This is a genomic window from Hyphomonas sp. (assembly GCF_022844445.1).
In the GTDB taxonomy this organism is placed as follows: Bacteria; Pseudomonadota; Alphaproteobacteria; order Caulobacterales; family Hyphomonadaceae; genus Hyphomonas.
The window spans coordinates 101315-125104 of the sequence record NZ_JALHLS010000011.1 but is presented as its reverse complement, the minus strand read 5'-3'; the positions used below and the strand labels follow the sequence as shown (position 1 = coordinate 125104).

General features: G+C 57.9%; 17 protein-coding genes and 1 riboswitch. Of the genes, 7 read left to right on the top strand and 10 right to left on the bottom strand.

What is annotated here, in order from left to right:
• On the bottom strand, positions 1-2013 hold a 2013-nt coding region (locus tag Q0C17_RS13240; RefSeq protein WP_291207182.1), incomplete at its 3' end, for a DEAD/DEAH box helicase.
• Positions 2010-9536: a hypothetical protein gene (locus tag Q0C17_RS13235; RefSeq protein ID WP_291207179.1), complete on the bottom strand. Its 7527-nt coding sequence runs from the start codon at positions 9534-9536 to the stop codon at positions 2010-2012. The genes Q0C17_RS13240 and Q0C17_RS13235, both read right to left, overlap by 4 nt.
• A gap of 574 nt (positions 9537-10110) precedes the next feature.
• On the opposite strand from Q0C17_RS13235, the gene Q0C17_RS13230 reads away from it, so the two are divergent.
• Positions 10111-13803: an ATP-dependent RecD-like DNA helicase gene (locus Q0C17_RS13230; RefSeq protein WP_291207176.1), complete on the top strand. Its 3693-nt coding sequence runs from the start codon at positions 10111-10113 to the stop codon at positions 13801-13803.
• Positions 13804-13823: 20 nt separating this feature from the next.
• Here the strand turns inward: Q0C17_RS13230 and Q0C17_RS13225 are convergent, their stop codons facing one another.
• A complete protein-coding gene (locus Q0C17_RS13225; RefSeq protein ID WP_291207173.1) occupies positions 13824-14495 on the bottom strand; it encodes a HEPN domain-containing protein in 672 nt (223 codons plus the stop codon).
• A gap of 178 nt (positions 14496-14673) precedes the next feature.
• Positions 14674-15228, bottom strand: a complete 555-nt coding sequence (locus tag Q0C17_RS13220) for an HD domain-containing protein (protein WP_291207170.1) — start codon at positions 15226-15228, stop codon at positions 14674-14676.
• 229 nt (positions 15229-15457) lie between these two features.
• Positions 15458-15560: riboswitch (SAM-I-IV-variant riboswitch) on the top strand.
• Positions 15561-15587: 27 nt separating this feature from the next.
• Here Q0C17_RS13220 and Q0C17_RS13215 point away from each other — a divergent pair.
• The 5 genes from Q0C17_RS13215 to Q0C17_RS13195 all read left to right on the top strand — a co-directional run bounded on the left by Q0C17_RS13215 (position 15588) and on the right by Q0C17_RS13195 (position 18123).
• Positions 15588-16016 carry a DUF3293 domain-containing protein gene (locus tag Q0C17_RS13215; RefSeq protein ID WP_291207167.1) on the top strand — a complete coding sequence of 143 codons (429 nt, stop codon included), beginning with the start codon at positions 15588-15590 and terminating at the stop codon, positions 16014-16016.
• Between the two features lie 92 nt (positions 16017-16108).
• The gene (metK, locus tag Q0C17_RS13210; RefSeq protein WP_291207164.1) at positions 16109-17257 is read left to right on the top strand and encodes a methionine adenosyltransferase; all 1149 of its coding nucleotides are present in this window, start codon (positions 16109-16111) and stop codon (positions 17255-17257) included.
• Positions 17254-17610 carry a hypothetical protein gene (locus tag Q0C17_RS13205; protein WP_291207161.1) on the top strand — a complete coding sequence of 119 codons (357 nt, stop codon included), beginning with the start codon at positions 17254-17256 and terminating at the stop codon, positions 17608-17610. The genes metK and Q0C17_RS13205 overlap by 4 nt, the downstream gene beginning before the upstream one ends.
• Positions 17594-17776, top strand: coding sequence for a hypothetical protein (locus tag Q0C17_RS13200; RefSeq protein WP_291207158.1), 183 nt, complete (start codon positions 17594-17596; stop codon positions 17774-17776). The genes Q0C17_RS13205 and Q0C17_RS13200 overlap by 17 nt, the downstream gene beginning before the upstream one ends.
• A 68-nt stretch (positions 17777-17844) precedes the next feature.
• The gene (locus Q0C17_RS13195; RefSeq protein ID WP_291207155.1) at positions 17845-18123 is read left to right on the top strand and encodes a hypothetical protein; all 279 of its coding nucleotides are present in this window, start codon (positions 17845-17847) and stop codon (positions 18121-18123) included.
• Positions 18124-18254: 131 nt separating this feature from the next.
• Here the strand turns inward: Q0C17_RS13195 and Q0C17_RS13190 are convergent, their stop codons facing one another.
• The 6 genes from Q0C17_RS13190 to Q0C17_RS13170 form a co-directional block, all read right to left on the bottom strand.
• Positions 18255-19172, bottom strand: a complete 918-nt coding sequence (locus Q0C17_RS13190) for a hypothetical protein (protein WP_291207152.1) — start codon at positions 19170-19172, stop codon at positions 18255-18257.
• A gap of 154 nt (positions 19173-19326) precedes the next feature.
• Positions 19327-20619 carry a hypothetical protein gene (locus Q0C17_RS13185; RefSeq protein ID WP_291207150.1) on the bottom strand — a complete coding sequence of 431 codons (1293 nt, stop codon included), beginning with the start codon at positions 20617-20619 and terminating at the stop codon, positions 19327-19329.
• Positions 20620-20688: 69 nt separating this feature from the next.
• Positions 20689-21204, bottom strand: coding sequence for a hypothetical protein (locus Q0C17_RS13180; RefSeq protein WP_291207147.1), 516 nt, complete (start codon positions 21202-21204; stop codon positions 20689-20691).
• 71 nt (positions 21205-21275) lie between these two features.
• On the bottom strand, positions 21276-21641 hold the full coding sequence (locus Q0C17_RS18195; RefSeq protein ID WP_366914824.1) for a DUF2493 domain-containing protein: 366 nt from the start codon (positions 21639-21641) through the stop codon (positions 21276-21278).
• A gap of 144 nt (positions 21642-21785) precedes the next feature.
• On the bottom strand, positions 21786-22847 hold the full coding sequence (locus Q0C17_RS13175; protein WP_291207144.1) for a hypothetical protein: 1062 nt from the start codon (positions 22845-22847) through the stop codon (positions 21786-21788).
• A gap of 13 nt (positions 22848-22860) precedes the next feature.
• Positions 22861-23241, bottom strand: a complete 381-nt coding sequence (locus tag Q0C17_RS13170; RefSeq protein ID WP_291207141.1) for a helix-turn-helix transcriptional regulator — start codon at positions 23239-23241, stop codon at positions 22861-22863.
• A 366-nt stretch (positions 23242-23607) separates the two neighbouring features.
• Between Q0C17_RS13170 and Q0C17_RS13165 the strand changes: the two genes are divergently transcribed.
• Positions 23608-23733, top strand: a complete 126-nt coding sequence (locus Q0C17_RS13165; protein WP_291207138.1) for a hypothetical protein — start codon at positions 23608-23610, stop codon at positions 23731-23733.
• Positions 23734-23790 lie beyond the last annotated feature (57 nt).

Genomic DNA, 23790 nt, shown 5'->3' with positions numbered 1-23790 from the left:
GCGAACCGTCTCGACGACGTCGCGCCCACCGAGTGTTGCTGTCGCTTGATCAAACCATCCCCCTAGGCGCTCGTTGGAGAGTCCCTGCCCCCCTGAGAACAGTTCGTTGAAAAGCGAATTCCCGGCCATCCCGATGACCAGCTGAGAGATGTCCTCTTGCTCCTCCATCACCGAGGAAAGCGCCAGCTGAATACGCTCAAGCTTCTCGTTCAAAAGATCCCAGATACGAGCCTCAACCGTTTGGGGATTCCGCAGAATGTAGACGGAAACCGGGCGCTTCTGGCCATAGCGAGACAAGCGTCCAACCCGCTGGTGAAGGCGCATGGGGTTCCAAGGCATATCCACGTGGACCAGCACGGCACAGCGTTCTTGAAGGTCGATGCCTTCCCCGCCGGCTTCCGTAGACACAAGAAAGCGCACCTTGCCCGCATTGAATGCGTCCGCGGCATGCTCACGCGGCTGACTGATCGTCTTGGTCACCCCCGACGCCTGCTGTAGCCCATCAAGCCGCTCGTCACCGTTGATGAAAGTTGCCGAACCAAAACCAAACTGCCGATGGAGAGCGTTCACGACTAATGCTTGGGTCGCTTTGTACTCCGTAAAAAGTAGGACTGGTTCTTCCGCGGCAAAATCCTCGCGAATCATCTCAAGCAGTCGCTCGATCTTCGTTTCGTTGGCGATCCCCTCGCTCAGGGCGACCAGCTCATCAAGACGCTGTATCTCATCTTCCATCAGCATGACTGCTGCAGAACTGGGAAGGGCCTCCTCTGCCTCGGCCAAGTCGTCGAACGTCACCTGTTCTTCGTCAGGTAGGGCAATCGACGCGTCGCCATTTGAACGGCTGACGGCGTCCGTCAGCATTACTCGACGTCTACGAAGGGCGTTTCGGATAGCCGCAATCGAGCTGGCAGCCAACTTCTGGAGGGTGACGAGCACAAGCATTCGAGCGGTCTGCGCACGACCGTCAAGCTTTCCGGCATACGCGCGACCGTCCAGGATGAACTCGCTAAGCGTCCTATAGAAGAGCGTCTCTTCGGTGCTGTATTCGTACTCGCGACTGTAGACCCTAACTGGCTTGAAAAGCCGCTGGCCCTGAAGGTCAGTGACGGTCGCCTTGTTGTTTCGGATCATCACCTTCGGCAGCTGAGAGAGCTGCTCAATCTTGTCGCCATCCGGATCGAAAAGGTCGGGCCGCACAAGATGCATCAGGCCAAAAAAACCGTAGTCCTTTCCTCGATGCGGAGTTCCCGTGAAGAAAAGCAGGGAGTTGATCTTGCTCCGCTCCTCGAGGTCTGAGACGAGGCTATAAGCCAGGGTCTCACCGGCTCGTTCGTCCACGCCTAGGTGATGAGCCTCATCGACAATGACCAAATCCCACGGGTCGGCGTCGAGGAGTCTTTGGCGAGCGCCGCGACGATCGTCCCTCAGCGTGTGGAAGGATGCGACGACCATTGAGGCAGTAGCCCAGAAGTCTCCACGCTGAGTGTCTGCCTCCGTCACGTAGCGTTGGAGCCGGATATCAAACATGTCCTTGAGGCGGAACTGCCACTGGGGAACGAGCTTCGCTGGGGCAAGTATCAACACCCGACGCACTCGCCCGGAGGCGATCAATGGCATGAGAACCAGACCGCACTCAATCGTCTTGCCAAGCCCCACGTCGTCTGCGACCAGCCATCGGAAGGGCCATTCTTGGTTTACCTTCCGGCAAACCCACAATTGGTGAGGCAGCAACTGCACGCGTGACCGCGAGAATACCCCCCACTGATCATTGACCGACCTAATGGCGAGTGCCTGCGCTCGAATGACTGCATCGGCAGGGTCGCTGAGAGAGCCATTTCGAAGCGCTGAATGAAGTGACGGAACCTCGATGATTTCGTCGGCAAGAACTTGTTGGACCGCTGCTCCAAATCGAACGATAACCGTTGGCCCAATATCCACCACTACGCGACCGCTTCCATGCCGCGGATGGGTGACGGGAGTGCCGGGATCCAATTGCTGATTATTGTTCTTCATTGGCCGCCCATCTCAGAAGCAAATTCGTCTCCACTGTCGTCGTCTGACTCTTCGAAATTCGGAGGATCGCGGTCGGCTGCTGCAAAGCATTGGGTCAGTGCCGGCTTATGCGTCCCTCGGGTGATCAGTTGGAGAGGTAGATCAAAATCGCCGGCAAATCGGGCGTGATCCACGCCTACGTGTTTGACAATGAACTCGTATATCGAACGGCTGGCCTCCTTGTCCGCCCGCTCCCCGAGGTCTGCGCCAAGTTCGCTTAACAATGTGCGGACCCGCTGAGATGCCGCCCAACAGTACGGCGCCATCAGGCCCTCATCACGCAAGTCGTACACGCCGTGGCGCAACATCTCACGGATCATCCAGTTCATGCCGATTCCGAGAGAACGATTTATCGGCGCAGCATCGATGCAAAGACGCATTGCGGGCGCCCAATAGCTGGGCTGCAATGCGCCATTCAGAGAGATCACACCGTGGTCATCAATAATTCGAGGCAGTTTGACGGCAATTTCCCGGTATTCATCTAGCCAACGGGCAACCGCATACAAATCAACGAAGGTACGTCGCCACAGAAGGTATCGCTGATCGAATTGTTCCGGCGCGCTCCAACGTTCAAGGCGTTCAAGCCATGATTGTACGTCGTCAGGAGGGCGCGATTCGGCGAGCTCTGGCCACCAACCTTCGCGGTTTCCAGATTCAATGAAGCTGCGGTGTTGTCCGTCCTGCGTGCGGCCGAATGACTGAAAGCAGCCCAGAGCAAACATGGTGAACCACGCCGAACGATCGCTCGCATCCCGCAGTTGCGAGGGTGAGAAGGAGTCTGGATAGATCCGGCGCGAATACGAGGCCCGAAGATCAGCAGCTTCAGAAGCCCACCACGTAAAGATCGCGCGCAGAACCGTCTGAGGCTCAGGTTTCGGAAGCGGGAGCACCTGTGCGGGTTCGAATGCTCCGCGGCCCTGCAGAGCATAGAGGAGATCGTCCTTCTCCTTCTCCGTCCAACGCGATAGCAGTTCACTGTCCCGCAGTCGTGAAGTGGGCCAGGGAAGCCAGCTGGGCCGATTGCGCCGAATCTCCTCACTCAATTCCCGGCCTTGGCGTCCCTCTATGAGGTATCGGAGCGCAGCTGTCTGTCGGTCGTGGTCCTCGGTAGAGATTTCCGCCGCCCAGGATACGAGATCGCGCGCTTTAGGACCGAAACCCGATCGTTCGCGGGCAACCCGAAAAAACTCAAGTGCCGGGCCAGTATACCGCTCGTCGAGTAGATGCTTCGCAGGCGCGAAAGCGCATAGCCTGCGCTCTTCGTCGTCGCCGGCCGCATCAGGATTGGGAAGCTGCGCTATCCGCCATGTTCCGTCTTGCGCTAGGAACAATGCCTGCCTGGCGATGTCCAGAACCTCATGGAGTTCGCCGTCGAGAGGCGTTTCCCGAATGGATTGAGGGGTAACGGCACGGCTAAGGGTTTGGGCCAGATCAGGATTAACACGCTTTTCTTCGCCGATCTGACGACGAAGAAGGGTCGAAAAGCGAAGCGGACGGGCGCTCCCGAAGCCGAGCTTTCTAAGCTGCCCGGCAACATCGGACGCGATGATGCGGTTTTGAAGATCGGTCAAGGCAGGCCAGTCCCGCACCTTGCCCAGAGTGACGGAGTCCGACAACGCTCCATCAGTGTAATGGTCCGCTTCAGATGCCCGCACCAATGAAGCGAATGGGGCTGGCAAGCGTGTCGGTATGACTTGGCGCTGCCCGGCGAGGTTCCCGTATCCACGACCATCGGCATGCAAGTATCCGCCCAAGTCGCCGTCGAAATCCAGCGCGAGGACGTCAAACAGATGGGACCAGAAGATGTACCAAGCCGTTGTCCGAGAAGTATCGAGGTCCAGACTCTCCGCGAACTGACACCAGTCGGCGTCCGCAAGATCGTGCAATTTCAGGAGGCGGTCTCCGAGCGTTTGCCCGAGCGTTCGGAATTTTTCCCGCCGTTCGTTAATCGAGCCGGCCAGCCCTGTGCGCCCGGGGTCGACCGCGAAAGGACCATTGAGCAGCCAGCCGGAACGCACCTCTTCCTCAAGCGGTGCGAGGTTCCAGAGGCGCGTGAGGTCGTCGGGAAATGCGCGGGGACCGGCGGCGTCGATGCGGAGCAGAAGGCCGTATCCGCCGGAGAGATCAAAGCGCAGGGCTCGCTCCCTGTTCGAGCTAGAAATGGAAACGATGTGGATCGCGCTTTCGTTGAGGAGCGGAGAGAAGCCGCAATCGACGCTCACTGGAGCGCGACCCTCGATCTCGACATGTCGGATGGTGCGCGCGAAGGCGGGCAACCAAGTCATGGCTGCTCTAAAAGCTGCGACCGCCTCGGCGCCTTTATCCGCCGTCTCCGTCGAGAACGGGACGTCGATTACCGTTGCCTTTCGGCCATCGGACCTCTTTCGGCTCTCTCCTATTTCCGCGCCTTCCGGCCAAGGTACCGGCAAAAAGCCGCCAACCGTCCGCAATCGATTCCAGCCGCTCGCTATGCCAACGCTGTCCGACAACACATGGACGCTCTTGAAACCCAGGCCAAACTTTCCGGTCAAGTCGTCACCGGGCCGCTTCTCGGAGAAGTTCATCAGGAGCATATTCAGCAGGTCACGGTCGTGACCGAGATGGCGTCCCTCTTCCGCGTCACGTCCCATGTGGTTGATAGGACGACCCCAATGGACGACGCGAAATCCGCCTGGGTCATCCGACAGCACCTCGACGCGAAAACAGGCGTCCGTCGCAGGTCCATCGTACTGCCGATACGCGTCGTCGGCGTTCTGGAAAAGTTCGAAGAGAACCCGGCTGGCCGAATATCCAAAATCCGCGATCTTGCCGCGAACGGCTGACAGAAGTTCGGCCGCCAGCGCCTCATCGCATATCTTTCGCCAAAGTTCAGTCTTCAGTTCTTCCATCTTCTGCGCTGGTGCAGAAAGATGATGGAGGCGGCTTTCCTCAGCCTGATATTCGCGAAGCGCTTTTTGTGAACGATATTCGGTGGGAAGCTTCAGTTCGGCGAGAATCGTGGGCAATCGGTCTTGAAGCAGGCGTTCGGTTTCCTCGATCGTCGATTGATCGACTTTGACCGCTTTGTCCAATATGCCCTGCAACGCCGTCCGTTGGCGTTCCATACCGAGCCACAAGCAGTCCACTGCGATCGTCTCGACGAACCGGCGAAACATCCCGCTGGCTTCTCTCTGGCTGTATCCACTCGGATCGACTTGCTTGACTGGCAGCGTGATCAATGAACGCACCTTGCCGCCAGCAACGCGGATCCCTTCGTGCGTCCTGTGCAAGTTGCCGATGAGGATTCCTTTGTCGGGACCGCCCAACGGCGCGTCAAACGAGTCACCCGACATTGCGATAGCTTGTACGCGATCGCCCGCGACTGGATCGACGAGGAAACGGCGTTGGTCGACCTCAGCCGCCAGAGTATTCGGGGACAGAATCTCTCTGGGGAAGTGGTTATCGAGGTCGGCCCAAAGTGTATCGACCTTGGCTGTCGCGTCGGTAGCCCACTCGTTCGCGAGGCGCCTGAAGGGCTCGCTGCGACCAATGAGCCCGAGGTAGACGATCACCAGGTCGGACGGCACGCAGCCCTTCCATGCATCGAGGAACGAGCGCTGCTGATCAGCAGACTGGGCTTCCAACGCGACCAGATCGACGACTCTTGTCTCTCCTCGGCGATGACTGGCTGCAAACAGGTCGACGGAGGCATCTTCAGAGTCGGGAATCCCCGCGTGCTGCGGCTCACGTCTTCCGAGTATGGACGTGTAGTCCCGCGCCAATATATGCCTTGGGTCGAGGCCATCACCGTCCTGGACGACCTCCCGGGCACTGCGCCAACTCCCGGCCTCGGTGAGAACACGCGTTCGACCGAATACCTGGCGGCGCGCATCTTCCGGCCAACCTGCGACAACACTAAACCCGTGACGAAAGGCTCTGCGCGCGGCCTCGCCTTTTTGCCCTTTTTCCGCCGCCAGCGCCGCCAGGCTGTCAAGATGAGTTCCCGCCAGCTTTACGTTGGATGCGTCAAGGTCAGGAAAGGCCGCGACGATCTTTGTGACGTCGTCGCGACTATCTCCCGATGAGGATAGGACCGCCGCCAGTAAGGGCCAGCCCGGCAATCCGAGGTCTCCGCCGTCTTTGGCTAACGTCGAGAAATCGTCGATCGGATAGCCGTTTGCTGCTCCAAGGCGTCCGATGATCCTCGCATCCTCGATCATCAGTGCCAGCGCGTCGAAGGAGGAGCGCTGATCCGGCAGAACCCACTTCTGAAGATGATCGAACCCCCGATGCCCGCGCACATCGATGGCCAACGTTGCAACAGGTAGGAATGGAGGTGTCTCTCCTCTCTTCAGAAGGAGCGCTCGCGCCGCTTCGTCTACCGTTGGCGGAAGGGCGAGCACATCCCGCGGCCCGACAGACTGTCCGTCCGCAAGAAGCCACGGCTTGGCGCGAAGCATTTCAAGCAAACGCTCTTCGGGCTGAGATGTCAGCTTTGCCAGAGCATCAAGTACCTCACCGCGAAAGCGATGGGGCTCCGCCTGAGCCAATGCCACCTCGATCTGCCTTCGCGGCGACCACACCTCAATGAGCTGCTCCTGCCGTTCGCGTGCCCTCCGGCTACGGCACGGCTGGACTATGGATACGACCGCCTGCAGCGCTCCAGGAACAGGCCATTCGTCGGTCGCGCGAAAGACGCCCCTTCCAACCCCAAGTGTTCCATCCTGTCGTTCGTGGATGGGCAAACGGATCACCAGATCATTAGTCAGATCAGTCTCAAGAATCGCTTCTCGTTCTGAGAGGGTGGGCGCGACCTGGCCGATGGCGGCGATGTTTTTGTCGAACAGCGTTTCTAGGTTGGCGGTATCCAGTGCCTCTATCCGCAAATGGTTTCGTTGTGTTCGAGCTAGTCCATCGGCAATGCTGGCTGGAACAAGAAACTCGTTTTGACTCGATTCGATGAAAGCCGTGACGATTCGTTCGATCCGTTGGTGTTTCGTATCGAGTGTCCAAAGCTTCGCGGCTGAGTATCCCGCTTCTGGGAAGCCGGCGCAGAGACGCCGCGCCGGTGCCGGATCGTCCTTAGTGTCCGTTCCGAGCTCCGCAATCAGCCGTTGGCGGGCGCTCTCCGATCCAAAGCTCATGGCCTTGTTGATCAGAGCGAAAGCGGAATCTTTGCCGGCAGACTGGAGCACGGGCGTTGCCCCGTCCATATCACGCAGAAGCTGCACGGTGCTGCCTTCCACGATAAGCGGCGACACGTCCCGCAATGCGTCCACCAGCAGCGGCAGCCAAGAGTTAGCTTGAGGTGAGTTTGCGAACAGAAGTCCCGCTTGGGACCGCTCGACGAGCGTTTGGAGCGATAGGACAATAGGGCCGTGGAGACGGACATCCCGCGCCCGAAGAACCTTGATGGGCGCGAATTCGGGATCGCGCGCCAGTGCAGAGATGTTCCGTTCAGCCTGAGCGAGCAGCGCTAACGCGGCAGTTGCCGCCTGGTCTGCATGGTCGCCACCGATCAGCGGTTCAAGTGCGGTTAGCAGTGTCTTGAGGTCAGAATTGGAAAGCTGTGGACGGTGTTGGCTTTCGTCGAGCCATTCGCTGCGAACTGGCAGGATATTGGCCGGGGCGGTGGCCAGCACTCGCAGGACTTGGCGGTTCTCGACGGAGGCCGGGAGCGGGAACAGAGCACCGTGCGGAACATGGGCAAGAGCCAATTTGATGAGTTCGGATGACGCAAGCGGCTGAGTTTCGGTCATCGCCTTGCGCAGAGCCGCGGCAAGGTGCGGACTGATGGCCGAACGCTCGGCATTGCCAAGCACCGCCGTGTTAAGGAAATCGATGAGAAGCCTTGCGAGATCGCGTGTTTGAAATGCGCGAGGAGACAACCCGGAAAACACTGCGTCCAGGTCCTCACTAGTCCAGCGCATCGACCGCGCGCTCAGCGCGGTGCTGTGGTCGACAACAAGGCGCACGCCACTCGACCCGGCCCACGTACTAATAGCGCCGAACAGTTCTTCGAGCCGTCGTGGGGCGTCCGCCACTGAGGCCGGTAGCGGGCGCAGAAAGTCGCCCGATGAAACAACACGCCAAACGATACTGCCCGGCGCTTCGAGCACGCGCGCCAACGCATGTTCTCGGCAAATAGCTTCCCGGTTACTTCTAAACCAATCGTGTCGTGCGAGCGCCGACACGAGCTGCGCGAGCTCCGCTGATGTCACCATCGCAGAATCGAGCGCGTCTCTTAACAGGGTCGGCAGGAGCGGCAGCACGACGGTGTCGCGAAGCTCGGCATTCCATGCACGGCGCAACGCCGAAGCGTCGGCAGGTTCGTCATGCTCAGCAGGCGCATCTAGGCCCTCGATCCGCCGCCGACCGCTATCAAGGAAGAAGTAACCGTGGAGCAGTAGATGGAACCGGCTGAGCGCGCTCCCATCGACCGGGATGACGATGTCGGAGGCGTCCGAGATCGGCAGGAACACAGCCCAGGAAATACGCAGCTGCGCGACCTCGGCCCGGTCAGTAGCGCCAGGCGGAGCGCGGAGCAGCGTCGTCGCTCCGTGCGGTTCTCCCTTCTCTGACGCGGGCTCTGGACTAAGAACGCTGATCGTTTTCGGCCAGTGCTGCGTGCGCTTCAAGCTTGCGAGACGGCCATCCGGTATCATTGCCTCACGCCCGACGAAGGGCGCGGTTGACCTGTCTGTTACGGCGCGGATTGCACCTCCGAAGGAGCGAACACCATCACTTGAACGGTTCGGTCCGAGGAAACGGCCTTGAGTATCATCGAGTTCGAGCGCGCAGCGAACCTCGCCGCGTTCCCGAATCTCAATGAACTTCAGATTGCGAAGCGCAGTCAGCAGAATGCGCAGATCGTCGGGTCTGTTGAGCTCCCCAATCGTCCCCTCTATCAACGGAATATTGGTAGAGAAGCCAACTCCTGGAGCAGGTTGGATATCTTTTCGACGCAACGGCAGCCACAGAATAAGGTGGCGATGCGGAAAATCGAAGGATACCTCGCGCCTAAGGAATTCCAGGTCGGTGGGATCGAGACCACTGCCGGGCGGCTCCCACTGCCGGCTGATATTGCCAGTTACGTCGACATTCAAGAACGGATTTACGATCGTGCTGAATGTTTCATCGTTTTCCGTTCGGGCGTAGACAACGAACGCATCGCAGAGATGAAACACCGCTTTCTGGCCAAAACCAAACTTGCCGATCGTCGCACTGTCAGCGGCCTTGCCGCTTGCGCCGAATGACAGAATGCCTCTCTTGTCTTCCCCGCGAAAGAAGCCGTCATTGACCACCAAAAGTCCCGGCCCGCGAAGAAGCGGATTGGTGGCGGTCGACCAGCCCGGCAACCCATCGAGCCTGAACTTTCTGGCTTCCGCATCGTCTGCATTTTGTAGCAATTCCTTGAGGATCGGATAACCGGTGTCATACCGATCTCGTAGGTTGTTCTTGATCTGATCGAGGATCGAGACCGGGGGAGTGTGAAGATCAGGCATGGAGCCTCTTCGCGGGTGCTGGAACGCCCCAAAAGACCGAGTGGGCCCCCAAGCGGCCGGCCGGCCCACGGGCGTGTGGTATGTTCTCGCCTTCTTTTCCTTCCCGGCCCATGAACTGCTCCCCTTGCATCAGCGCGCCTTCGTCGTCGCCGGGGGCTTTCCAGCCTGCCTTACCGACGTTGCGCTTTGCGCCTCCAAGTAGCGGTCGACGGCTTGGCGCAAGACCCATGCGATCGATGTGTCATTCGCTTGTACGATCTCCCGAACACGCTTGACCCGCCCTGCGGTCATAATGACCGAGATCCGGGACTCCTTCCTGCTCGATCTGGAGGCCATGGCCCAGTTTCCTGCTATTGTTGTGCCATGATATGCAAAATGCACCACCTGTGTCACGATGCTATTCCCTGGTTAGGACCACGGCAGGAATACGAGGGAGGAATTGGCAATGATCAGGGGTGCGAGACAGCTGCCAACGATGCACGTTTCCGTCCGTGTGCCATGGCACGATAGCCGTTGGGCCGGAAAAATCTGCGCCAATCCGAGAGGGAACACATCCTGCTTGATCCTCCCGAGAGTGGCAGAAACCAAGAACGATGATTTCGAGACGAGCGTCGCTGGGGCCGCTTGGGATCGGAACGGCGCTCGGCTACCGGCGTGCGCCGCAGAACGCGGAGCATTTATGGCGCCCTTCGGTTATGCCCGGAGGGTCCGCCACCCCTATAGCCACGACCCCAGATACAAACATTTCCAGGAAAGCCATTTTCACCATGCGGCCTTCTCGGCTGCGGCTGTTCCTTTCGCCTGGATGATGAAGAACTCGGATGACGGCATTCCCGACTGGGCCAAGGCCTACAAGATCGACTTCCGACCCGAATTCGAACCCGACCTCGAATTCGATAAGCTCTGGGTCCAGGAACGTCGGAACCAGCTAGCGATGCTCGACACATTCTTCGGCGCTATCACACCGGAGGAGTCTCTTGTCTTCTTCTATGCCAAGCGCACTCCGCTAACGGATGACAGGCGGCGGGTCGTCGTCGGCATAGGTCGGGTTCTCAAAGTCGATCCCTCCGTCGAGTACATTTACGAGAAGGGCTCGCCCCCGGACGCCATGCGCTGTGTCCTGTGGGAGCGCAATCTGCATCACTCGATCCGGCCAGAGATCAAGGACGGATTTCTACTCCCCTACCACGACCTGATTGACCTGGCCGCAAGAGACCCAAGCATCGATTTGTCGAGTCTTGTGCTCCATGCGCCTGAGGAACATTGGAATGCATTCTCAATGGGCACTGAGCATGTGACGCATGACCAGGCGATCACTGTTCTGATCGCCTGCGCGTCGCTATTGGAGCGGCTCGAAAAGATGGTGCCTGGCAACTGGTCCGCTGCTCGGGGCTGGGTCGACGGTCAGCTCAACCGAATCTGGCGGCTTCGGGGCGCCTTTCCCGGCCTAGGGTCAGCGCTAACAGCGTTCGGATTGACTCACGGCACCCTGGTCGCCCACGCCATCGGTCAACAGCTGCACGCCGACGAGTCTCATGAGGTGCGCGATCCCTGGCCACTCGTTGAAAGAGTGCTTCAGGAGCCGACATTGCTGTCTCCCGATTTGGCAGCGACAATTGGTTCGACGGCGGCAAGACTCTGGGGCAGCCTGAAGCCAGAACGGCGGGCACTGCTGAAGTTGCTTGCCAGATTCGAGATCACTGCCGATCAGGCGACCCGGTGGTATGTAACCGAGGAACGTGTACAGGCAGCCATCGCAGCTTCCGACGCAGAGATTCTCGCGAACCCGTATCTTTGCTTCGAAGACGACCGCGGACGCATCGACTCGATTTCGGCAGGAGTGATAGATCGTGGACTGTTCCCGGACGCAACGGTTGCGACGGCGGCGCGCGTACCTGATCCATCTCGCTGTGAGGAGGCAATTGACTTACGCCGCGGCCGCGCCCTGATGATCACCACACTCGATCGAGCAGCAAGTGAAGGACATACCTTGCTTCCCCAATCTTGGCTCGTACAACGCGTTCGCGACCTCGACATCTCGCCCCAGTGCGCAATCAGCGCCGATTGGATTGAAGCATTTGATGCCTTCTTGAAGGAAAGACTCGCGGCAGCCCGAATGGCTGATGGCACGCCCGCATGGCAGCTCCACGAGTATGCGGAGTCACGCGACATTATCTCGACGCGAGTAAAACGGCGCCTCGCGGGCAAACGTCATGCTGGAGAGCACGATTGGCGCGCCCTCATCGACCAACAGCTTCCGCCGTTTGTCGACGCGAGCGACCCCGAGACGGAAGAGCTCGCGCGCATTGAAAAATCGAAGGCTCTGGAGGAGATTTTTCGGTCGCGTTTTTCGGTTCTGATCGGGCCCGCTGGCACCGGAAAGACGAGCCTTTTGACGGCCCTCCTGTCGTTGCCACCGGTTGTCGTTGGGGGTGTCCTCCTGCTCGCCCCAACCGGTAAAGCACGGGTTCAAATGCAAAAGCGGGCCAACAATGCGCAGGCTTACACGCTCGCGCAATTCTTGTTGGCACTCGGACGCTATGACCCAGAGACGGGTGCCTATTGCTCGGCCGATGAAGCGAACCGAGAGCGCGGCTTCAAAACCGTCGTCATCGACGAGTGCTCGATGCTGACCGAGGATCAATTGGCGGCAACCTTTGATGCCATCGAGACAACGGCCGTCGAGCGATTGATTTTGGTGGGGGATCCGAGGCAGCTCCCGCCGATTGGCGCAGGTCGCCCCTTTGTCGACATCATCCGCTATCTGAATAACGAGTACGCCAGTGCAAATAACGAGGTGTCGGCCGGGTATGCGGAACTTAAAATCGTGCGCCGACAGACCGAGCAATCAGTTGCGGCGGGAGAGCCGCCAGCGGCTCGCGACGACATCATCTTGTCGAGGTGGTTCGGGGGAGAGGCTCCTGATCCAGGTGCTGATGAAGCTTGGGATCGTCTAGCCAGCGGCAAGTCGATCGGCATTCGAGCTGTTCGCTGGGAAGGCGATACCGACCTTCAAACAAAGCTTCTTGCCGAGATCAAGGCGGCGACGAGGGCCATTTCGCACAAGCATGGATTCGACGACGAGCGGGACGACGCCAGCTTCGAAATTAGCCTCGGCGGTCGTCCGTACAACAACGTGGTCTACTTCAACCTGTCGCGTTCCGAAAAAGACGCCAAGGGCGTAGAAAGCCGTCGTGGCGGTGGCGCCGACGCTGAAGCTTGGCAGATACTTTCACCGGTGCGCGCCGGAGAGACCGGCGTAGACGGTCTGAATCGATGGCTTCAGAAGTCCTTCCGCCGGCAAGCACGTGCCTGGGCCGAGCCAGAAAAATATTGGGAGCGAAAGACCTCCAAGCCGTTGGGCTCACAAGGGGTCCTGTACGGCGACAAAGTGATCAATGTCGCTAATGCAAGGCGGTACGACACCTATCCGAAATTGGAGAAGGGCTATCTCGCTAACGGCGAGATCGGAATTGTTGTGGGCCAGTTCAAAGGGAGCAATTGGAAGCCAAAGGGGCTCCCGTGGAAGATCGAGGTCGAATTCTCTTCGCAGCTTGGCTTCAAGTTTGGATTTGGAGGTGGTGATTTCGGTGACGAAGGCGAAGCGCCTTTGGAGCTCGCTTATGCGCTGACCATCCACAAAGCCCAGGGCAGCGAATTTGGCAAGACCTTCATTGTAATCCCTTTTCCATGCCGCCTTCTGTCACGTGAACTGCTCTACACCGCACTGACGCGCCAACGTGAACAAGTGGTCCTATTTCACCAAGGCGACCTTCGAACCCTCTTAAAGCTGTCATTATCCGAGCATTCCGAGACCGCCCGTCGGCTGACAAATCTATTTTTCGATCCCAAGCCTGTGGAATATATCGGGGCGTTCCTCGAAGAAGGCCTCATTCACCGCACTACCCGGGGTGAGCTTGTCCGCTCAAAATCGGAGGTGATCATTGCCAATCTGCTTCACGCCCTTGGAATTACTTACGCCTACGAACAACCCTTCACGGGGCACGACGGCAGCGTTCGATATCCTGACTTCACGATTGAAGACGCAGAAACTGGTCGGCGCATCTTTCTGGAACACCTCGGGCTGCTGTCTGAACCTGCGTATCGGCGCCGCTGGGTAGCGAAGCTCGATTGGTACAGATCTCAGGGTGTGTTGCTGGAAGACGAGGGTGAAGGAGATGCGGGAATACTCGTGACGACGACCGAAGAGAAGGGCATCGACTCTGTCGGCATTGAGCAAAGGCTGCGCGCGCTTCTGGGGCTTTGAGATAGAGATGCCGAGGCACATTATGATACAACGGGATAGAACGGCTTTCCCCAGTTGCGACTTGGGTTATCCATCATGATATCAATGAAAATGGGCAGAAGCGTTCCTAACACCGCCCCGCCGTCGCGGACCTGGTTACGGTTCACGCTGCTGTTCCATGTCGCGCCGCCGTGCACGAGTTGATTGCGCAGCACATAGAGACGATCAAAAACAACCGAGAGAAGACGAGAAGTGTCGCGTTGCGCCATTGCCATGCTAATCACCCTCTGACTGACCTCAAGGGACTCGGCCCAATTCTTATAGCCCTCCTGCCCATTTTGGTGATTCCAGAATGGCGCAAAGACATACTTGTTGGTGAGCAGAACGCGGATTTCGTGCGGGAACCGCGTCCAGACAGCATTGTAGATGCGATGACCAACATCGAGTTCGACCAACGCGTCAAAATAAGCCTTGAAGGCACCACGCTCGCTGTTCACTTCCGTGCCCACGTCATGTGCATAGGCGGCATTGAATCCCACCCAGAGCAGGATGAACCGAAGATCATGATCATCGGTCTCCTGTTCGGAACGGCCCAGCCAGCTGATCGCGCGGTGAATGCGAAGCCCCATTTGCTCCGGGAACCGTGAACGGATTTCACGCTGCTTTGGTTTTAGGACGGCGTAGGTCAGCTCGCGTTCGGCAGTTTTCGTCATGTGTCCTCGCCATCGATTGCAAACCAAACGAATAAGGATGGTGACATACGCCTGTTAACAAATGTGCATTCACCAGATCATACAGCTGGGCCGGGGGTGGGGCTGTGGCCATTTCCGCCTTAACCCGGAAGTCGTCATTATTGACGCAGTGCCGTCGAGGGGAACGCTTGATTTCCCGTCATTCCGTCATTGACTGGACATGCCGACGAAGTTGATTGGAAAGAACTCCGGGCATGGCGCTGCTGAAAAAGTCGCTTAGTGCGCGATAATACCAGAGCGACCCTTCTCGTCCTCCGGTGAACCGGTTCCAGACATCCTCGCCATCAGCACGGCGGTCATCGGCAATGGCCTGGGCATTGTGGACCTTGTCGGCCAGTGACACGAGCAATGATCGCGACGGCTTTCCTGGCAACGCCGCGAGATAGGCTTCTTTTCGATCGCGCCACGGCGGTTTGGGTTCGGTCCAGGCATCGGTGCAATCGGCGACAATAAGTGCAACGTTCTCCCCGAACCGCTGTCGAATCACGTTCAGCGTTTGCTCTCCTCCTTGATCTTCTGCAGCATCATGGAGAAGCGCTGCGACGGCCTGGTCCTCATCACCGCCATGTGAAATGACGATCGAGCACACCGCCAAGAGATGTGAGACATAGGGGATGTTGCTGCCCTTGCGTAGTTGCGTCCGGTGCAGCGCGCTGGCGAAGGCCAATGCCTCGTCGAACCGTTCTGTAAGCATTCGTGAAGTACCCGCCTGCCGAGGAAATCAAAATCCGAGGATGACACGCTGCTGTTGACTTGAGAAGCCCGACATGCTCGTTCGCATTAATTGCAAGATGGACGACGCGCCGCGCATCGCTCAAAGCCCATCAACACCGATCTGTATAGCTACGGTCAAAAGTAGCAGCTTACAACAGGTTAAACAGCACGACGCCATTGACAGCCGCAACTCTGTTCGTTAAAAAGATCACCAGTATCTAGATTGGGTCGACGCCCAAACCAACCTGCCTACCCGGGCAAGGTGGTTTCCGAAAGGAGATGCGGCTCGCAAGAGCAACCAATCGGGGTGCGTCGACCCTCATTTGTGAGGGTTTTTTGTTGGCTCAGTCAGAAATCTCCGACGACAAAATCAAAGCATACGAGGCAACGCATTATCGCATTGGTTCGGGAACGGGGGCGCTGGTGCTTCGCATCGGGCAGCATTGCCCTGCCCTTTCAACCCGCTATGGCGCCATTTGTCAGCGCTGTGGGGTCTTCATAACGGCCTACAATCCATTCGGACAAGCGCAGAGTGACGAAGCGAACATCTCCGCTCATATTCGGCTGAGAGACCATCTTCGCACGCTGACGCCAGAGGTCATTGATGGAGACGGGACTGATCCGACAGGTCTTTGGCCGCCCGAGGAAAGTTATTTCGCCTTCGGCATCAGCGAGGCCACTGCGCGTCTTCTTGGCCGCGACTTTCATCAGGATGCAGTGGTTTGGGTTAGCGATGATGCGATACCCCGATTGATCCTTTTGCGCTGATTGACGGGCTTGGCCAACCTTATTGGCTGGGGGATTTGGTCCAGATTGCCGGCCCCGACATCATGTCGAACGCGGCTAAAAGGAGAAGGCGCATGTCCATTCGCAATGGCCTGTTCACGTCGGAATCGGTATCGGAAGGTCATCCCGACAAGCTCGCTGACAGGATTTCTGATCGAATCCTCGACGCCTTCCTGAAACTCGATCCCGACGCTCGGGTCGCTTGCGAGACCCTACTCGCCGACCAGTGCGTCGTCGTTGCCGGAGAATTCAGGACCCGCCGCACCGAGGACTTCCGTTCAGTGCGCGAGGAAGCCGTCCGGCTGGTGCGGCAGGTGCTACAGGACGCCGGCTATACGGACAGCGCCACTGGCATCGATCCCGACCGCTGCGAGATCCAGGTCAGGTTCAACGGACAATCGCAGGATATCAACCAGGGCGTCGACCGCGAGGACGGGATTCTGGGTGCTGGCGACCAGGGCTTGATGTTCGGCTACGCCTGCGACGAGACCCCGGAGCTGATGCCCGCGCCAATCGTTTATGCCCACCGCCTGGTACAGCGGCAAGCAGAGCTCAGGCGGAGCGGCAGCCTGCCATGGCTGCGTCCCGACGCGAAGTCTCAGGTCACCTTCCGTTATGAGGATGGACGACCGATGGAGATCGAGGCCGTCGTGCTGTCGACCCAGCACGGCGCCGAGATCAGCCTCAACGAAGTCCGGTCCGCCGTCCAGACGCACATCATCGATGCGGTCATACCTCAAGACCCTCGTTCCGGGACTTTTCGCACCCTGATCAATCCAACCGGCCGGTTCGTCACCGGCGGGCCGAAGGGCGACACCGGTGTCACGGGGCGCAAGATCATCGTCGACACCTATGGCGGCTCCGCGCCCCATGGCGGCGGCGCGTTTTCCGGCAAGGATCCGTCGAAGGTCGACAGGTCGGCGGCCTACATGGCGCGCTTTCTTGCAAAGCAGGCCGTCGCCCGCGGCTGGGCCTCTCGCGCCCTCGTGCAGCTGTCCTACGCCATCGGCGTTGCGGAACCGGTCAGCTTCGCCGTGGAGACTTTCGGCACGGAAAAGGACTCCGGACGGGACATCACCGCCGTTCTATCGCAGGAGTTCGATCTTCGCCCACAGGCGATCATCGAACGCCTCGACCTTAAGAGGCCCATCTATTACCCGACTGCCGCCTATGGCCACTTCGGCCGGACGGACATCACGGCTCCCTGGGAGCACGTTCAATGAGTCGGGCATGGGAATACTCGATCGAGCCGATCGGGCCGGTTCACATGATCTACGTCGGTTCGGGGCCGTCCGGCATACTGGCCGACGCGGACCGCTGCCGGATAATCGAGATGTGTGAATCAAGATTTCTGTCATTCACGTGCACGGAGGCACGCGGTTATTTTCGCGGCAAGGCCGAAGAGACGCTGGTGATCCATATCGCGACGGCCGACGAGGATCTCATCATTGGCCTCGCTCGTGAGATCGCCGTAGCCCAGGACCAGCTTGGCGTCGGCCTCTCAGGCCCGGATGCGAACGGCGCACTGAGCTATCGACGGATCATTCCATGGAGGCAAGATGGCGTGCAAACTTGAGTCCGGACTGAAGCTCGCGATCAAGGTCATTCTCGATGTCCGCAGCCATTACCAGAACGGCGACCAAGGCTGGGATGCCTGCGACGAGATCCTCCACGACATTCATATCGCAACGGATGGTCGTTCCATGGAAGTCGCCGAAGCGCTGGACGACCTGCCGCATTAGAGGCTCATCGGTCGGTACCAGGCGCTACCCGCGGATAGAAATCATCAAGCAACAGCAAGGTGAACTGCATGTACCGGAGTCTGACTCTGAAACCACTGTTGATGCCTTCTCCGAGCAGTGCCGGAAGATCCAAGGCTGAATTGGCTGGACCGCGCCTTGAAATCCTTGCAGCATTCGACACCCTGCTCGCGGCTTTCGAAGCGTCGATGTCCGCCGACTGCGACTACGATCCCCCGTCACCGGTCAACGGCGATAGGGCACGCGAGGCCTGGCGGGAGCGTATGGAGATCGTTCAGGGAATTCGTTCGGAAATCGAAATCGAAACGATGACGATCGCCATCAGCTGATCCCGTTAAACTGCTTCTGTTAGACTTCTGTGTGCCGCCAGCCATGTTGCTAAGGAGAAATGATTCCAGTCTGGGCCATCGACGTTGCCGGGGCGTTCTAACAGTAGAAGCGCGTGCGCAAGCCCGTGGTGTTATTGTACAGCCGCCACTTCATCATTGCGAGACAGTGGAATTAGCTCAAAGGCGCGAATGGCATGAGGCAATACCCGCGGAACAGCTTCTCTTCTCTCGATAGCGAGCAGTCGCCTTTCGATTGATGTGGCAAACACACTAGGATCCAACCGTCGTAAATCGGGCCATCCTTCTTCGCCGTCCCCAGGCACCGGAAAGGGGCGAAAACCGTCAGCTATAAATGGTATGCGGCGCTCTCTAGCCAGCCGGTATAAGCCAGCGACAACATTTCCGTATGTGGCTTCGGCGTCATGATCCCTTTGATCGACCAGCTCTTCCAGCCACTCGAGGTAGAATTCTACAACGCATTTGGCTGTGAAGCCTGACTGACACTTCGTAATTGTCGCTACCTGGTCCGCACTCAGCAAAGTGCGAAACGGTTTAACAAGCTTGCAAACCCTGGGATCCCCCAAAGCCAAAAGCCCGCCGAGCAAGGCGGCCGGATTCTCGGGAATTCCCCGTTCGACCATCATGACAGCGTCTTTCGGACGCGTCATTGGATCTTCATCGAGAAGTGAGCCCACACTTGCATAATCTACTGTCGCGGTTGACACGATTGCAAGATCCGGATCCAGCAACATAAATGGCGTGATTGCGCCGACGGTCCAACCACCGATCTGCTGGACGATCATCGTTACGTGGCTATAGATTTGCTTACGTCTCTCGACGGGAGCAAGGAGAAAAGCCTGTCGATAGAAATCTGCCAGTGCTGGGAGATTCGCCCGATCGTTATAAAGTCCGTGACGCAAGGCCTCACACGTCATCATGTCGTCCAGTGTATTCAGACTTCGAACTCGGCTCTCCGCATCGTCATCCTGAACCACTTCCATGAACCGCTGCGGATTGGCCAGCAGAAGGACTTCGACATCGTTTCCCATTACTTGCTGGATCCTTCTTTTCCATTGCGATGACTGTAGGAGAAGGTGTTCTCCGCTCCGTCTTGTAGATTGCATGCGGCCGGAGCAGAGGTGGGCCTCTATACTAACCCAGTGTTCGTCCCTCCACTAGACCCATGCAGAATTGCGGCAATTGTCAGAGCAGTGATCCTTGAACTGCGACGGCGTCCCCTGACTGAAACAATTTGCTCAGTGTTTGTTCTGCCACACCGGCTCTCTCCATGAGTTTTCTAAGCTCGGTCATCAGGGTTTCATCTTTCAGGTCTTCAATCGATATATCCTTGTAGACATCTTTCGCTTCGGGCATACCAAGCGTTACCGCCTTCTCGAACATAATGTCTGCGGCTTTTTCAATATCTTGTCTGCAGTGGCGCTCGCTCGTGGCACCGCTTAGTCGGACATGCTCTGGCGGTTCAGACTTCCAAAAATCCAAAAACTCCTTGACGACACTCTCTCGGAACTCTGCCTTCATCTGTTGGAATTGGCTCTTGAGGGACTCCTGGTAGGCTCTTGTCAATTCGAGTAGGCGCTCCAGGTCCTTCTTGAACTGTTCCTTGTCCTTGCGAAGAATGATTTTTCCACGACCCTTCCATTCGTAGAAGTACCGCTGTTCAATAAGGTCACGAAGTCCCTTCAAGTCTGCTTCGTTCACCTTCAGCTTCTCTTCACCCAGGTGAGACGTGAAACCCACCTCGAGCTTCTCGGAGAGATCGATGGGGATTTTGAGCGTTGACTTAACATCCTGACGTAGCCTTGCGTCATTGAACTTCAGGAAATGCTGCGGTAACCTCACTTCTCGCGAGCTTAGCAACGCATTTGTCAAGCGCAGTTCAACGAACTGCACCTCTGTGACGAAGACGGTCAGCCGGCGTGTCAGATCGAACGGACGTGGCGGGTTGGCATGAAGGTCGGCTTCCATCGCCTCGACCTTCTTTGGTGCTAAAGCCTGGTGTCCAATTTCCTGCTGCACCTCGGTTCCGCCTACATGTTCAGGATGTGGCGTCGACCCTGCGGCGACGGCGAATGCGTCGGTCACTGCGCCGACGAGCGCTATGGCATTGGGTCGCTCTCCCGCACTTGGGCCAGCCTCGACGTTCCGGCTAACCGGCGCGTAGACCATTGTATGCTCATCCGAGATGATGACACCAATTCTGATGCCGGGCTGTTCACGCAGATCGAAAAAGGCCGCCTTGCTGGCTTCGCGAATGATCTTCAGCGCCTCGGTGTCGCCATAACCCATGCGATAAACTTCAGGGTCGGCATCGAGGATCACCGTCAGCGACAGAACCGAGAGATCTGACATCCGGTCAGCGATAGCCTCGGCTACTGGCGTGGTGACGCCTGGACCAATTATGGCAAGCCGATTTCGGGCAGATCGAATCATGTCGATGATCGCGTCGTCGGTAGCGGTGGTGAACACGCGGGGCATGTCAGATCATCCTGCCAGTATCAAAGAGCATCTCAGTTTGCTGGAATAGTTTGCCTCGAAATGTAAAAGTTACTTGAGCTTTTCTCTATGTTGAGGCATTGGGACCCGGGCGCTAAATCCCCACGTATCGTCCAAAGCGACACGTTTGTTCGGTGAGTCAATCTTGACCTCAACTTTTCCGGCATGAATCTGCTGAGGCAGCGGTCTTGGCTCTATACGCTTCTGCCCATCCAACCTTGCCAAAGACATCTTGAATTTGCCTGAGCGGATTTCGATGTCTTGAGCACGCGCACACATGTCAATTTGATCATTCACGGAGAATTTGTCTAGCAACGCCCTTAAGCGGTTCCCTTCAACTTGTACGTCTTCTGGCCATTCGCCAAAGACGGGAAATTGACACGATCTGACCTCGTGCCGCGCATCCATGACCTCTATGATACGTTCTCCACGATCAAACTTGAGTGTAATGGCAAAGTCCTTCACCTTCGCCCGATTGCTGGGTCGGCGAGGCAGAACTAGTCGCAAGCAGCCCTGCAGCAGACCTGCTGCAACTAGGATGCTCATACCGCTTTTGTCTTCTGTCATGACTTTCCACATTCTAGCATGATGCATGTGATTGACCGGGTGGCTAGGAGATTGTGGTCGCTGCTCTGTGATCACCTCGTTGATTGTTGTGATGGAATCAGCACTTCGAAACCTCGATCTCTCGCCTGGCCAACCATGTTCGCGGTTCCGCGCCCTCCTGGAAATGCAACAACGACGTTGGGGCTCACCTCATCAAGCATCCGCTTATTGCGTATTGGTCCAGCCGCCCTGCCCTCTGTTGCCCAATTTGCTGCAAAGGCCATGCACGCAATCCCGCGACTCTGCGCCCACTCTCCGGCCATCGTATCCGCTCCCTGTGCCCCGCCATGAATGACAAGTTTAATCGGGCCACGAGGACCAACATGGAACGCATCCAGGAATGCCTCCAGCGAGCTGGCGTCCACGAAGTCTCGTCCACCACACACCAGTATTCTCATGTTAATGACGCCACACGAGCATCTCGGCTCGCCTCTCGCAACAGGCGACAGTCAGTCGTCAAACAGCAGATCTTATGACATGGACAGAGGGATCCTTGTGTCATAGCCCTCCTCAAGTTTGCAGAATTCCGGTCGGTTTCATTGTCAGTGGTCCCAAGAGCCTGTTGTCCGGACTGGGCGATGTTCCTTGGCGCCCGGACCGAGAGCCTTTGGGGTGCTGGTTGCGATGTCTTTGGAATTGGGTAGCGTGGCACCAGTGATCTTCTTGAAGAGCTTCGCGACGGAGTTGACGCCAGCGAGTGTTGAGCTTCCGGGAAGAGCTGATCGATCCTTACCGTAATGTTCGTACCATGGGAGGCCGGCACTGCTGTACTCTTCAGCGGTCGGAGGGCTATTGGGAGCTGCATCACCCGTGACCTTCTTCCAGTCTTTGGCATGGACCAGCGTCACGAACACTCGGTCTGCGGCAGCGAAATCCCAGTCGTCCAGGTTGAACGGATCCGGATGAATGACCTGGCGCATTCTGCCACCGGCGGCCAGTCCCATGGACACAGAGGATAGGCGCCCCAGACTTCCCATGACGGCATCCTCATGGAGGCACGCCCGCATGGCCAAACGCTTCTCTTGCTCTTCTTCCCATTCTTGTCTTTTGGCTTTCCAAACCTGAGCCTTGAGCGGGGCAACAGAAATCTGCAGACCGCCCCACTCGGCCTCACCCGTGAGCTGTTCCTCGACGGAATACCCGTCACCAAGCGGCATGGCGACAAACTGACGGATAACGCCTTTTTCAATGGCAAAGCCATCAAGCCACGGCTGATCTGGTGAGACCATATAATCTTGCGGTTCGCGATGCAGCCCTGCTCGCCAGGTTTCGCCGGTCACAGCATTGATCTTCCCCGCCGCCACCTTGATGGCAACCGGAAAATCGAGACCCCAGTCAGGACCCTTGTTTTTGAAGTTTAACCACAGCGCTTCGGCCTGCCACATGGGCAGAATGACACCGCCTCGCGACGTCGTCTGAGCCGGGAGCTTTGCGGCGTGATCTTCCACGTGGCGCAGCGGGAAAGATCCAAGGCCCGGCGGCAAGGCATAGGTCTCCTCCGTGTCGGGAATGCGGAGTGTTCGCTGGAAGTTTATCGAGAAGCTGGCCTCCTCTTCGATCTGCGCGAAGCGGAAGACAAGGCTGTCGTGCTCGAGTGTTGGCATGCGAAACCTCCAATTACCAGTTGCCGTCGCGAACATCCCGAACAATGCGCAGCACGGCATTGTCCGGCATGGATTTGATGGATCGGATTAGCTCGGCGAAGAGCTGCGGTCGGGCAAGGATGGCCGAGCGCAGATCGGTCGAAATCTTGCCGGCCATCGCCAGCAGGACATCAGGATCTTCTCCGAGCTCGTGAGCAAGCTTGATGAGCGTCTCCTCGCCGGGAGGAGCAACCTCGCCCCGCTCGACACGGGACAGATAGGCGGGCGTGACGCCGCACCTCGACGCAACCTGCCGAAGGGAAAAGGCCGGATCCGTCTCGACACGCCGCTCCCGCAGCTTGCGGACGTGATCTCCGAAAGCTGCGCCAAGGGCGAATGGTTCTCGTTGTTGCATGTTGCCTATATAGGTTACATCATTCTACGAGTCAATCAGTTCTGCTGTGGTTTTTTCGGTTGAGTTATCAGATGCCGGAATGAACACGCGGATCTACAAGCAGCAGCCATGGCCAAGGAGGCTGCTCGCAGTAACTACGAAGAGGGCATCGAAGATAGCTTCTTTTCCCCGAGCCTATTAGCGGTTCACGGGGTCCGGAACCTGCGTTCTGATTCGCTGAGCTCGTCGATTTCCCGCGCCAAAGCGCCGAAACGCCTTGCGCGGAAGCGCAAGTATTTCCTTTTTTTCTTCGCGATTTCAATGTGTTAGTTGACTTTCGCTCACGCTTCAGCACTGTGGAACGGAGATAAAACACCGAAGAGCGCCATGCCCGAGATCACCAAACGCCTCGTCGACGCCGCAGAAGACCAATCCGCCGAATACTTTGTCTGGGACAGCGAGATGGCGGCGGACGCGGTGGCTGCGTCCCTCAAAGATGCGCTCGCGGGATGAGCGGAAGCGATCAATCCATACAGGTTTCGGGGCTTTCCCTTGATGCGCTAGCGTGCG

What these genes read in the sequence shown, in the direction of transcription:
- Q0C17_RS13235 (WP_291207179.1), bottom strand. Translation starts at nt 9,536, where the DNA reads ATGCCTGATCTTCACACTCCCCCGGTCTCGATCCTCGATCAGATCAAG.
- Q0C17_RS13225 (WP_291207173.1), bottom strand. Translation starts at nt 14,495, where the DNA reads ATGACGAAAACTGCCGAACGCGAGCTGACCTACGCCGTCCTAAAACCA.
- Q0C17_RS13220 (WP_291207170.1), bottom strand. Translation starts at nt 15,228, where the DNA reads ATGCTTACAGAACGGTTCGACGAGGCATTGGCCTTCGCCAGCGCGCTG.
- metK (WP_291207164.1), top strand. Translation starts at nt 16,109, where the DNA reads ATGTCCATTCGCAATGGCCTGTTCACGTCGGAATCGGTATCGGAAGGT.
- Q0C17_RS13205 (WP_291207161.1), top strand. Translation starts at nt 17,254, where the DNA reads ATGAGTCGGGCATGGGAATACTCGATCGAGCCGATCGGGCCGGTTCAC.
- Q0C17_RS13200 (WP_291207158.1), top strand. Translation starts at nt 17,594, where the DNA reads ATGGCGTGCAAACTTGAGTCCGGACTGAAGCTCGCGATCAAGGTCATT.
- Q0C17_RS13195 (WP_291207155.1), top strand. Translation starts at nt 17,845, where the DNA reads ATGTACCGGAGTCTGACTCTGAAACCACTGTTGATGCCTTCTCCGAGC.
- Q0C17_RS13190 (WP_291207152.1), bottom strand. Translation starts at nt 19,172, where the DNA reads ATGGGAAACGATGTCGAAGTCCTTCTGCTGGCCAATCCGCAGCGGTTC.
- Q0C17_RS13185 (WP_291207150.1), bottom strand. Translation starts at nt 20,619, where the DNA reads ATGCCCCGCGTGTTCACCACCGCTACCGACGACGCGATCATCGACATG.
- Q0C17_RS13180 (WP_291207147.1), bottom strand. Translation starts at nt 21,204, where the DNA reads ATGACAGAAGACAAAAGCGGTATGAGCATCCTAGTTGCAGCAGGTCTG.
- Q0C17_RS18195 (WP_366914824.1), bottom strand. Translation starts at nt 21,641, where the DNA reads ATGAGAATACTGGTGTGTGGTGGACGAGACTTCGTGGACGCCAGCTCG.
- Q0C17_RS13175 (WP_291207144.1), bottom strand. Translation starts at nt 22,847, where the DNA reads ATGCCAACACTCGAGCACGACAGCCTTGTCTTCCGCTTCGCGCAGATC.
- Q0C17_RS13170 (WP_291207141.1), bottom strand. Translation starts at nt 23,241, where the DNA reads ATGCAACAACGAGAACCATTCGCCCTTGGCGCAGCTTTCGGAGATCAC.
- Q0C17_RS13165 (WP_291207138.1), top strand. Translation starts at nt 23,608, where the DNA reads ATGCCCGAGATCACCAAACGCCTCGTCGACGCCGCAGAAGACCAATCC.